Origin of the sequence: Microcystis aeruginosa NIES-2549 (assembly GCF_000981785.2) — a bacterium.
In the GTDB taxonomy this organism is placed as follows: domain Bacteria; phylum Cyanobacteriota; class Cyanobacteriia; order Cyanobacteriales; family Microcystaceae; genus Microcystis; species Microcystis aeruginosa_C.
On the sequence record NZ_CP011304.1, the window covers coordinates 2265953 to 2278538 of the forward strand.

Annotated in this window: 9 protein-coding genes and 1 pseudogene; all 10 read right to left on the reverse strand. The window is 46.8% G+C overall.

The features are described from left to right. Positions 1-22 precede the first annotated feature (22 nt). Complete coding sequence (gltB, locus tag myaer_RS11135; RefSeq protein ID WP_046662139.1) at positions 23-4627, reverse strand: glutamate synthase large subunit; 4605 nt, start codon at positions 4625-4627, stop codon at positions 23-25. Between the two features lie 300 nt (positions 4628-4927). Beyond that, positions 4928-5815 carry a succinate--CoA ligase subunit alpha gene (locus myaer_RS11140; protein ID WP_046662140.1) on the reverse strand — a complete coding sequence of 296 codons (888 nt, stop codon included), beginning with the start codon at positions 5813-5815 and terminating at the stop codon, positions 4928-4930. 447 nt (positions 5816-6262) lie between these two features. Beyond that, positions 6263-6549, reverse strand: a pseudogene (locus tag myaer_RS11145) (transposase); the annotation flags it as partial. Next, positions 6540-6956 carry a YggT family protein gene (locus myaer_RS11150; protein ID WP_046662141.1) on the reverse strand — a complete coding sequence of 139 codons (417 nt, stop codon included), beginning with the start codon at positions 6954-6956 and terminating at the stop codon, positions 6540-6542. The gene myaer_RS11150 and the pseudogene myaer_RS11145, both read right to left, overlap by 10 nt. Positions 6957-7139: 183 nt before the next feature. Further along, the gene (locus myaer_RS11155) at positions 7140-8003 is read right to left on the reverse strand and encodes a cyanophycinase (protein WP_046662142.1); all 864 of its coding nucleotides are present in this window, start codon (positions 8001-8003) and stop codon (positions 7140-7142) included. Between the two features lie 159 nt (positions 8004-8162). Next, entirely contained in the window at positions 8163-8312 is a 150-nt protein-coding gene (locus myaer_RS11160) for a lmo0937 family membrane protein (RefSeq protein WP_103672709.1), read from the reverse strand. A gap of 50 nt (positions 8313-8362) precedes the next feature. Next, positions 8363-8839 carry a CsbD family protein gene (locus myaer_RS11165; protein WP_046662143.1) on the reverse strand — a complete coding sequence of 159 codons (477 nt, stop codon included), beginning with the start codon at positions 8837-8839 and terminating at the stop codon, positions 8363-8365. 292 nt (positions 8840-9131) lie between these two features. Beyond that, the gene (locus tag myaer_RS11170; protein WP_002752242.1) at positions 9132-9314 is read right to left on the reverse strand and encodes a CsbD family protein; all 183 of its coding nucleotides are present in this window, start codon (positions 9312-9314) and stop codon (positions 9132-9134) included. A gap of 171 nt (positions 9315-9485) precedes the next feature. After that, a complete protein-coding gene (locus tag myaer_RS11175) occupies positions 9486-10262 on the reverse strand; it encodes a sterol desaturase family protein (RefSeq protein WP_046662144.1) in 777 nt (258 codons plus the stop codon). Between the two features lies 1 nt (position 10263). Then, on the reverse strand, positions 10264-12573 hold the full coding sequence (locus myaer_RS11180; protein ID WP_046662145.1) for an NACHT domain-containing protein: 2310 nt from the start codon (positions 12571-12573) through the stop codon (positions 10264-10266). Positions 12574-12586: the final 13 nt, after the last annotated feature.

A 12586-nucleotide genomic window follows, 5' to 3' on the forward strand; every position in this document is an offset into this window, starting at 1 on the left:
AGAGTAACGCACCCCGAGGAAATTACACCGAAGTTAAGGTTTTCTCCGCGCTAATTTGCGCTTCGGGACTATCCGCTTCCGAGGGAGGGACTACTTGCCAGAATTGACCGAGATAGCTATCCCAATTAGCTAAAATTAACTTACCTTTGGGGCTATTAGTGCGTTCTACATGGGCCTCAATTAAAGATTTTAACTGTTCCGCACCGGCAGCCGTGGCAACCCGTTGAATCTTGACAATTTCGGGGTTGAGTTTCTCCGGTAGGGACGGATCGAGGATATAAGCTAATCCTCCCGTCATCCCGGCGCCGACGTTGCGACCGACGGAACCAAGCACGACAATTACCCCCCCGGTCATATATTCACAGAGGTGATCCCCGGCCCCTTCGATAACCGCTTTCGCGGTGGAATTGCGGACAGCAAAGCGTTCACCAGCGCGACCATTAGCGTATAACACCCCACCGGTGGCCCCGTAGAGACAGGTATTACCGATAATAGCGTTATCTTCGGGCTGATAATTGGCGTTTTGGGGCGGTAAGATGACAATTTCGCCGCCGTAGATGCCTTTACCCACATAATCGTTAGCTTCTCCCTCTAAATGGAGATTGACACCGGGTAAATTAAAGGCTCCGAAACTTTGACCGGCCGCACCCTGGAAATTGAGCTTAATTTCGCCTTCAAAGCCGTCATTCCCGTATTTTTGGGCAATTACCCCCGCAATTCTCGCCCCGACAGAGCGATCGGTATTGACAATCCTGTAGGTTTTGCTGACGGTTCCCTGTTGCTCGATCGCTTGTTTAATCTCGCTATCGGCTAGAATATCGTCATCGAGAACAGCACCGTTACTATGTACTTCCTCGTGCTGCAACCAAGAGCGATCGCCACGGCCATCGGGTAAATTCAATAAACAATCAAGATTGAGGGATTCTGTCTTAGTTAAACGAGCATCGGAGCGCACTTTTAACAGATCTGCTCGGCCAATCACCTCATTTAAACTGTGATAGCCTAATTTCGCTAATAATTGCCGCGTTTCCTCAGCCACCAAAGTAAAGAAATTGACCACATGAGCGGGAATTCCTGGAAAACGAGCGCGGAGACGTTCCTGCTGGGTAGCGACTCCCACAGGGCAATTATTCGTGTGACAGACGCGGGCCATGATACACCCCTCGGCAATCATGGAAATGGAACCAAAACCGAATTCCTCCGCACCCATCACGGCAGCCATGAGGATATCCCAACCGGTTTTCAGTCCCCCATCTGCACGCAAAATCACCCGATGACGCAGTTGATTTTCCATTAACATCCGATGCACTTCCGTTACTCCCAATTCCCAGGGACTACCCGCGTGTTTGATCGAACTTAGGGGTGATGCACCTGTACCACCATCGTGGCCAGAAATCTGGATAATATCAGCGTTAGCTTTGGCAACTCCGGCCGCAATTGTGCCGATACCGATCTCGGCCACTAATTTGACGGAAACTTTGGCCCGGGGGTTAATTTGGTGTAAATCGTAGATTAATTGTGCTAAATCTTCGATCGAGTAGATATCGTGGTGAGGAGGGGGAGAAATCAAGGTAACACCAGGTTTTGATCGCCGTAACATGGCAATATAGGGACTAACTTTTTTCCCGGGTAATTGACCTCCTTCTCCCGGTTTTGCTCCCTGGGCCATTTTAATCTCTAGCTGTTTTCCACTCATTAAGTATTCGGGAGTGACTCCAAAACGTCCCGAAGCTATCTGTTTAATGGCAGAATTAGCTGTATCACCGTTTTTTAAGCCGTTTAGGTGGGGCATGGTCACGGAATGTCCCTCGGCATCCACATCGCTTAAGCTGGTGTAACGGATCGGATCTTCTCCCCCTTCTCCAGAATTGGACTTACCTCCGATGCGATTCATGGCGATCGCTAGGGTTTCGTGTGCTTCCCGGCCCAAGGCACCGAGGGACATTCCCCCTGTGCAGAAGCGTTGCAGGATACTTTCGATCGATTCTACTGCTTCGAGGGGAATTGAGGCTCGATCGCTGTTAAATTCTAATAAGTCGCGCAATGCAGTAACGGGTCTTTCCTGCAAGATTTGACGATAGGTTTCGTAATGGTCATATCCTTCCCCTTGGGAGTGAGCGGCCACGGCTTTATGGAGTGCTTTCGCCATTTCCGGGGAATTCATGTGGTATTCTCCCCCCGGACGGTAGTTGACAAAACCGTAGTTTTCTAGTTTTTTAGCGGTAAGATTGGGGAAAGCTTTACTGTGGAATGCGATCGCTTCTTGGGCCACCTCAGCAATGCTTAAACCCCCGACGCGACTGGTAGTACCGTTAAAAGCTAGTTTAACTAAATCTGCCGACAGACCGATCGCCTCGAAAATTTGCGCCCCATGGTAGGAAGATAGGAGAGAAATACCCATTTTCGAGAGGATTTTCAGTAATCCTGCTTCTACGGATTTGCGGTAGTTAATTAGGGCTTTTTCGAGGCTAATAGCTTCTAATTTGCCGTTTTCCATCAATTTCTGGGTTTTTGGCTCGATCCACCACTGGGCGATCGTTTCTAGGGCCAGATAGGGACAAACTGCGGAAGCGCCATAACCAATTAGACAAGCGAAGTGATGGGTACTCCAACACTGGGCCGTGTCGATCACGATCGAAGCTTTTAAACGCAAGTGTGAGCGAATCAGGTGATGATGGACGGCACCAACAGCTAATAAGGGGGGAATATAGCTAGTTTTTTCGTCAATAGGAGCAGTTCTGTCACTGAGAATTAAAATTTCTGCTCCCGATTCTACTTTCTTGGCGGCCTCAGCGCACAAATTAGCGATCGCGGTTTCTAATCCCCCCGGTCCGGTGGTCAGATCATAAAGGGTAGAAAGTTCGGCTGTTTTGTAGCTAGAGGTTTTAACTTTGGCTAATTCCGCATTATTGAGCAGGGGAGAGTCTAATTTCAGTAAATGTGCGTCATCAACCCCTAATTTAAGGATATTGCCCCGTCGTCCCAGATACATAGTCAAGGACATGACTAAACTTTCGCGTAAAGGATCGATGGGGGGGTTAGTAACTTGGGCAAAACGTTGTTTAAAGTAATCGTAGAGAAGATGGGGTTTACTGGAGAGGACTGCTAGGGGAGTGTCATCACCCATACAGAAAGTCGGTTCTTTTCCCTGTTCTGCCATGGGAACGATAATCATATCCACATCTTCGGCAGTATAACCAAAAGCGGTTTGCAGGGGAAGGAGATGACTAGGAGCGGGAATGTCTATCGCTGTTTCTTTGTCAATCAAGGTGCGTTGGGATTTCACCCATTCACCGTAGGGATTAGCTCGGGCAATTTCCTGTTTAATCTGCCAATTACGCTTAATTTCGCCTTTTTCTAGGTCCACTGCGAGCATTTGACCGGGGCCGAGACGACCTTTTTCCATAATGGTGGTTTCATCGAGGGGAATAGTTCCCGCTTCCGAGGAAACGACGATATAACCGTTGTTAGTAATGCTATAACGGGCCGGTCGCAAACCGTTGCGATCCAAACAAGCGCCGACGATTCCCCCGTCACTGAATACCAGTAAAGCCGGACCGTCCCAGGGTTCCTGTAAACCGCTATAGTATTCGTAGAAGTCGATAATTTCGGGATAATCCTGTAAATCCGGCTGATTATTGTAGGCCTCCGGCACTAGGATCATAGCCGCTTCTAGGGGACTGCGACCGGTTCTCACCAATAATTCTAGGGCGCTATCGAGGTTATAGGAGTCGCTGTTAGCGGGGTTAACAATGGGGGTCAGGGATTGTAATTCTTCGTGGGTCCAACCTTGGGTTTCTAAAGCGGGTTCCCGGGCCGACATCCAGTTAATATTGCCCAAAAGGGTGTTAATTTCGCCGTTATGACCCAATAAGCGCATCGGTTGAGCGAGGGGCCATTTGGGTTGGGTATTGGTGCTAAAACGTCGGTGATAAATAGCGAATTGACTGCTATAGGCGGGATTTTGCAGGTCTAGATAGAATTCTCGCAGGATTTCGCCCCGTACCATGCCTTTATAGACAATGGTGCGACAGGAAAAGGAACAGAAATAGAAATCATCGGCCAGTTGCTTACCGACTTCAGAACGGGCAATATAGAGTAGGCGATCGAATTGAGAACCGGCTAAATCGGGGGAAGTCACCAGAATTTGCTCGACGTAGGGTTGATTTTCCCTTGCTTGTCTTCCGAGGACTTGGGGATGGACGGGAACAGCACGCCAACCTAAAATCTTAATATTATATTTATTGACAATTTCCTCGATGTGTGCCTTAGCCTCGGCTCGTTCCCGGTCCGCTTGGGGAAGAAAGACCATACCCACCCCTAGACGCTCAGATTCTGGCATATTTAAGCCATTTTCGGCGAACCAAGGAGCGAGGACATCTCTGGGGATAGCGGTCATCATACCGGAACCGTCCCCGGAATCCTGATCGGCGCTGCAGCCTCCCCGGTGTTCCAAACAACCTAAGGCTAAAAGGGCCTGTTCAATCAGTTGATGGCTACCAGAACCGCGCACATCGGCAATAAAACCGACTCCGCAAGCGTCCCGTTCCTCTACGAGCCATCGGGGACCCCAATAGGGATCGATTTGGTGTATATTGTCGGTTTTTAGGTTATTTTGTTGTGCCATAGAAGTTATCCTTAGGGTCGTTGTCTAGAAGGGTGGGATAGTTGGTCTGCTGAAAGGGTCAATCTAGAATAGAATTTTTTTTGATCTTGCCGTTTCGATTGTCGCTGATTTTTCCTAATTTTTGCCTGTTGCCATCTTTGTCTTGGCCGGTCTGAGGAATCACAGGTGATCTACCATGATATAGTAGCTCTCAGGAATTGTCATCAAAAATCCCCTGGATGGGGTGAAACATCCTGTTAGGTGCTTATTTTCGCAGAATATTCTCAGATTATAAATATTATTGGAGCAATGGGGTCAAATTCAGGACAAGACTTTCGCTAAAGAGGTGGGTAAATCGGCCAATTTTTCCACCACTGTCACCCCAGCTTCTTGAAAATGACGTAAGCTATCTTTTCTGGTATTCTTAGCGGCAACAGAGTAGGAAAGTTGGTTAGAAATAATTGTTTCTGTATCACCGAAATTGGTTTCAATGGCTGTATTTAACCCCACAAGATAGGCAATCACTGGTTTTTCGATCGCCGAGGCAATATATTTGGCCGCCTCGATTTCGGACTTTCCTCCCACCTGACTGACGAGGAGAATCGCCTCGGTATTTTCATCTTCCTCAAAAACCTGCAACCATTGGGACAAATTGGAGCCAATAATGCCGTCAGTACCCAAATTTACCGCCATAGATTCACCATACCCCGCCGCTGTTAAAGTTTTCGCCACTTCATCCCCTATGCGATCGCCACGCGTGATCAGACCGATTGTCCCCGATTGATAAAAACTGGGTTCACAAATACCCAACCAAAGATAATTGGGAATAATTACACCCTGGCTGCCGGGGCCGAGAATTAATGTTCCGGTGGTACTAGCTATCTTTAATAATTCCACCAGATCCAAGGGGGGAACTCCGGGGGTGACGATAATTAATTGGGTAATTGCTGCTGCGATCGCTTCTAAAGCCGCATCTAGGACTTGATTGGGGGGGACTAAAATTAAACTGGTCTTGATTTCTCCGGCTTCAGCAACGGCCTCGGCCACTAGATCAAACACTGGTATCTCTGCGATTATCTCACCACCGTGGCCACTAGCCACCCCCGCTACTAAACAGGTTCCCTGAGCTTTCAATCGTGCCGCATAATATTTGCCTAGGGGTCGATCGATCCCTTGCATAATTATCTGATCTTTATCTGTCCATTTCATATATTAAGTGTTGGGAGTTGTTTCAGTAAACAGTAAACAGTAATCAGTAAACAGTAAACAGTAATCAGTGAGACACTGTTGATGGGAGTTTTTTTCAGTGGTCAGTAAACAGTAAACAGTAATCAGGTTCTGAAGGCAAGAGTCACTCATGCAAGAGGCAAAAGAAAGAATCTGGCAATTCTCTCACCTAAAAAGAAGGTTAGAAACTAGGCACATCAAAGCTTTTAGCTTAACCAATTAGGTTTTAGATTCGGCCCTTGTGAACTGAAAACTCACATCTGATGACTGATGACTGATGACTGATCTACTTTAGTCGTTCATAATCTGAGATTTAAGTAGGTAGGCACAATTATTTGTAGGATGGGTTAGCGGTAGCGTAACATAATCGGGCGTTGGGTTTCATGCTTCAACCCAACCTACGTTCATTTTATATTTAATTCCACCCACCTACTTATTAAACTTCTGAAATCCTAGAGTGAGCAAGGAATCCAGTTCTTTTTTATGTTTCAGATGGGCATCATTCAGACATTCATAAATAGTTGAAGAAAAGTCGGAAAAGTTTTCATAATATTTACCATATAAACATTTCTTTTTGACAAATTTCCACAGGCTTTCAATTAAATTTAGATTAGGCAATAAGACGGCAGATAGAGTAATTCTATTGACAAAGAAAGAGCCAATTATTCAACAATTTTACATTTTTGATAGCGGGCATTATCTAATACTAGAGTGATTTGAGGAAAAAATGCAAGTTATAGCCGTGCAAAGTATAGCTCAAGAGAGCATAGGCTATGATCGCAATCACAATATTAACATCAAATATGTTTGCTCCACCAGATGAAGCAGGGCTAATGAATAAGGTGGAAAATGGCTCAATGAAAGGTGCAGATAGATGATTAATCAACTGAGCAAATTGATTTTGTGGGTTCGCACCAAACAAACGCAGCAAGAACCTCATTACCAGTGGTATTTGCACTATTCCTGCCAGCACGAAAATGCTATTAATTATCCAATTTAAGGTATTACTTCGTCTGGCAGATCGCAGGCGTTTCTCTTCTTGATCAAGTCGAAAAGCCTCTTCATCATGTAGCAGTTCTTGTCGCCGCTCAAGATTGGTTTCATCATCCCGATCGTGATTCATTCTTAGACCTCAGAGTCAATATTTTTCTGATTTATAGCAGTTCTCACATCTGTGTGGCACACTTAAACCTTTGCTGATTAAGCTTTTCAATATCGATAATGTACCTCGTGCGAACAGGAAACGCTATAAATAAATTCTCCAATCAGTGGCGGGTACAAGCCACCACTGATTGTTCCCTCCGACCTACTCCCTTTCAACTTCTGCCTCCTTTTTAGGATTGCTATCCTTTAACTCTATTGATCGAGAGAAAACGGGCTTGCGAGTTTTCAAGTTAAAGCGGAATCCTTGAGGTAAGATGTGCAACCTGACTCCACACACTGCCATCGCTTCATCTTTGAGCAGTTCGTCTAAATTATCATAAGTTGCTTCTGATTCATCGACAACTGTTATAGCCCCACGCCCCACCACTTTAAATTCGTCACCGTCCACAATTACTGCTGTATCTTCGTCAATGCCAAAGCCTAAGTTAGCTGGCTGCTGTAAGAGAGCGGAAATCAGGCGACCTAGCCGTCCGCGCTGGGCAAAATGCTGATCGATCACCACTGAGTGCAGAAATCCCATTCCCGGACCCATATCTATCGCGTCCATGCGTGGGTTGGTTTCGGAGTCTCCTTCAATAATCATCAGATCGGGCATTATGGCAGCACCGGCACTTGTCCCACCTACCACCATTCCCTCCCGATTGCGTTGGTGAAGTAAGGTATCTAGCTGAGTTCCCTTGATGTGTTCAATGATTAGGGCTTGATCTCCCCCGGTAAAAAACGCTCCTGTGGCTTCCTCAATGATTTTCAGGTTTTCTGGATCGTCGGCATCTTCCCTGTGAATGGTATCGAGGACACGCACATCCTCGACACCGAGTCGCTCAAACACTCGGGTATAGGCTTCTCCAGCCGAACGAGGCTCACTTGTTGCCGCCGTTAACACGGCAATTTTAGCTTTAGTCCCGCCAGCACAGCGAACAAACTCTCGCAAGATTTGACAATCTCCTTCTTTGTCTTCTGCTCCACCAATGATGATTAATTGCCCGCGCTCTTTTGTAGATTCCATACAAAAACTCCTTGTTAAACTAAACAGCACAACAACATAAATTTAAATTATGATCGTTCACACCTCCCCTACCCAATACCGTTCGGTTGAGCCAACCAGCCACCACCCCTCTCTTATCTCCCCTTTCAGGGGAGATAAGAGAGGGGTGGGAATGAATAATTACCGTCGCCTCATAAACAAGTTGTAGACAACGCCAATCAGCACCAAAACCAAAAGCAGGTGGATTAAGCCGCCGCCAATGTTAACGGAGAATCCTAACAACCAGAGGATGAAAAGTATAACAACGGCAGTCCAAACGAGATCGAACATATTTCCCCCCTTGATTTAGAGAAAAGTGATGGAAATTCAGTCATCGATACTTAATTGAGGATATCTTGAACCTGATCTTTCACATCTTCTACTGCATTGCGAACTTGGCTTTCGACTTGTTTAGCTTTTCCAGCAACTTGATCTTGGCGGTTGCCAGTAGCTTTACCTATCGCTTCTTGAGCTTTGCCTTCAATGTTTTTTGTGACTGCTTTTGCCCTCCCTTTTAACTTCATCTGGTCTTTTATATCTTCTGCTGCGTTACGAGCCTGACTTTCGACTTGCTTGGCTTTTCCCATCATCTGATCTTTGGGATCGCCTGTCATGTTGCCAATCGCTTCTTGAGCTTTGCCTTCAATATTTTTCGTAACTGCCTTGGCTCGATTCATGCTGGCGATTTGAGTCTGCGGTTGGGTGGGTAAAGTTGCAGCCCAACTATTTGTAGTTCCAAAATCAAAAGCTATAGTAATTGCCAGCATTATAGTTAAAATAATGGTGACAAAAAAGCGACGAATCTGTTGAAGTGACATCATTTTAAATCCAAAAAAAAAATTGATGAATCGATTATATATGGATGATGAACAACTACTGTCTAGACCCTTTCGAGAAAGATTTTTCTAGTCTTTGACGGTGTAAGTTTACCGAGGGAGAGATCTTCGACTTCTTTGAGAAGCTAGGTATCTGGTGATATTGGGTTTATTTACGCCGCCTCGTCCTAGTGTTTCACCTGTCTCGAAAGAAACCATTTTTTGAGGAAGACTTCCGATGAAAGCCTGGTTTCAATCATTTGTCTGAATGGCGGTTGCTGTGACAAACGACCTACTAATCAATGATTTTTTTGACTTCATCTTTCACATCTTCGATAGTGTGACGAACTTTTGCCTCTGCCTGTTTTTCCTTGCCCTCTGCTTGAGCTTTGGGATCGCCAGTTAGATCTCCTACTGCTTCTTGAACTTTACCTTCGATATTTTTGGCGGTTGCCTCGGTTCTATCTTTTAAGCTCATGATGCTCTCCTTATTGAATTTGTTGGATTTGAGAACTGCTTACCTAAGTTGAGCTAACAATTCTGCTTCTGGCATTACTGTAACGGGTGGTTGTTTGATTTACTGTATGAATTGATTGAGTCTGTATGAATTGCTTGAATACGACACAAAATGTAACGGGCGATGCACGAGTTAAACTCCATCGACTTTACCCGTCAGACGCTCATCAAACTTCTGCTCATAATCGGGGTCTTGAGTTCCGAGGAGTTTGTCCCAGAACGTGAAATATAGACCGTAATGTACGGTGTACTTGCGATGATGAATGGAATGATGGGCAGGACCAATAAACCACCGACCCAACCAATGATGGGGAAATGAGGAAGGCAAGCGATCGATCCCAAGATGATTTAACACTGCCCAGATCGTCATCGTGGTGAGTGCCGCAATTAACGTGATGAAATGCAGGGGAAGGACAAAGACAATGCCGACCAGGAAGAGAGACTGAACGATCGCCTCTAGTGGGTCAAAGGCAAACGAAGTCCACGGGGTAGGATAGCGCGAGCGATGATGCCCCTGGTGTAACCACCGAAAGAGTGACGGGTGGTGAAACAAGCGATGGGTGAAATAGAAATAGGCATCCTGGAGAACCAACACAGCGCCATAACTAACCCCTAAATAACACAGCCCATACTGTTGAGGGTGGCTGTATAAGCGGGTAATGCCCCAACTGTATCCTGTTATGATGAAAGCCGCCGCCAGCGCAAACACCCCCGCCGAAAGAACCGAGAGCGTGATATCTTGTTGAATCGATCGCCAAGAGGGAGACCAATGCCGCAGGTTGTGATTGACAAAGGACTGACTCAAGGGCGAATAGAAGAACAAATAGGTTCCCCCAGCCACGAGAAAGTATCGCGCCAGGATGATCCCAAAGAAAGCGAACCCGTAAAATCCAAATGAGTGGTCTATCAATTTAATCTCCTTGCCATTCCCGATCTTCCAAGTCCTTTTGAGGTAACAGCAACGTGGCTTCAATTTCTTGCCGGATTGCGGCTGTTATTTCGCAGTTACTATTCAAACAATCGATCAGGAGTTGATTGGCCTCATAGTAGCGTTGGAGCAGCTGCTGTTGCTCAGTCGTAAACTGCCAGGGGTGATGAATATTGCGATAATTGGCGATCGCACCCCGCAACTGTTCCACCCAGGCAGAATAGTTTTTCTGCCACCAGTGCTGAAGCCGTTCCAGGTTTTGACTCGGAGGTGGCAGTTGGTCTCTCAATTGTTGCAAAGACTTATAAAATCCAGCATCCAGAACCATCACCAGAATGTTGTTGAGTGCCTCGCTACAAGCATTGACGTATGCAAAATCCTGACTGTGGTCGATGGCAAACTCTACCAGCAAGTTCTCCAACGCCGCATCTAAAAACATCCCCTGATCGAGCGTGCTGGCTAAGGCAAAGCGATCTGCCGTATGCGGGCTTTGGGCAAGGGCAAGGTAAAATGCGCGTGCGGTCGCCACTTTGGTTTCGTCTGGGAGCTGCTGGGATTTTTGGCTGGCCCAACTCAAAAACTCTTGCAGATAGGAGTCTTGCGCGACTAAGGCATCAATTTGTTGCTTCATCAACTGCACCAGCGCATCTGCACTTCGCAACATGGCAGCCGTTAACAAGAAGACTTCGCGCCAGTGGGAATCGGTGATGTGACTCACCAACCCTCCCAGTGCTTGTTCTAATGCCTGCAAATTATGGCTGGCAACTATTTTTCGAGCCGTGAAGTATTCTTGAAATGCCAGATAAGAAAATGAAAAAATGCCTCGCGCCCTTTCTGTGAGGATTCCATGCTGTGCCTCGATCGCTTTCAGCATGGCTTCGCTTTCGAGTTGGAGTTCCTCTGCTTCCAGGGTTGCACCTGGCAAATTCCGCAAATAGTCGCCAATGTATTGCTCAATCGTGCGTTGCTCAAAAAAATACTGCCCCTGTTCAAAAGTCACTGCTGCAAGCTGGCTCAACAGCTTCAATTTTTGGGGCAATAAAAACCCCCGGTAAACCTGATCGCGTTCGACTCCTCGAGCTTCATCCCATTTACCCAGCAGCAAATCCAGCCCTTGTTTATAAAACTCAGCCCGCTTGCTCGGAAATTTCCCTTGACCCTGAAACACCCAGCAGGCGAGATGCAGAAACAGAGGTGTCACCACCAGTTGCCGAAATTGCCAGTTTTCCGGCAAGTCCAACTTCTCCATAAACTGAGCCGACTGCTCCTGCCCCGCTTGAGCAGTCGTTTTGCTCAGTGCCACAAACCACTTTTGCGCGAAGGTGCTGATTTGTGCCTGGGTAAAGGGGGCAATTTCTACATCAGTGAAACCTCGAATCTGGAGTTTTTGGGCAGCGGTGCGACAGGTTACTACAAATCGATTGCGATGATACTTTTCTGAGAATTGGCGAATTTCTCTCAGAACTGCTGTAATGTCCTGGTTGAGAACTTCATCCATGCCATCGAGCAACAGCAGGACTCTGCCCGCTTGCAGTAAGGTTTCCAGCACAGACGGGTTGGAAATTCCCGAGGTGAGCAATGCCTGACGGATGTAGTTGAACAGGCTAAATTCACCCCTGGGACTGGACTCCTCGGCAAATTCTCTCAATAAGATAAAAATCGGCACTTGATTCGCCGCAAACTCGCCTTGGTTGCACTGAATCGCCAGATGTTGCAAAAAGGTCGTTTTGCCAACCCCCGGCCTGCCCAAAACTCTAAGCTTTGAGTAAGTTTCAACAGCCTGCATTCCGGGTATTTGCTTCTGCTCAACCTCTCCCAAGCCGACGCGATCGAATTCAGCGGGACCCAAGTTTTGCCAATCGGCAATCTCCACCCACTGTTGACTGGCAATTTCCGCCAAAATATTGACATCCACATAGATGTCATCAATGCTGACTGGATGGCTGATGTCTAGTAACTGCAAGATGCCGCACTGGTTTTGGATGGTGTCCAGGCGTTGCGCTCGCACCTCTTGCACCAGAGCATCAATATTAGTTTTCGCCAGTTCTCCGGGTTCAGGAAATTCTGCGGGCGGAGCGAGGGCAATCTCCCGCCAATCCAAATCCAGAATCGAACAAATTTCCAGGAAAACCTGGCGATCAACGGGTTTTCCTGTGAAAAACCGCCAAATCGGCTGGCGGGTCTTTAAGTTCACTTCCCCTGCTAGATTTTCCTGAGTCCACCCCTTGAGCGCAAAGGCTCGTTTAGCCTGTTTAATTCCCGAAGGGGAAGCCTGGAGCGATCTCTTGACCATACAATCCAATCCT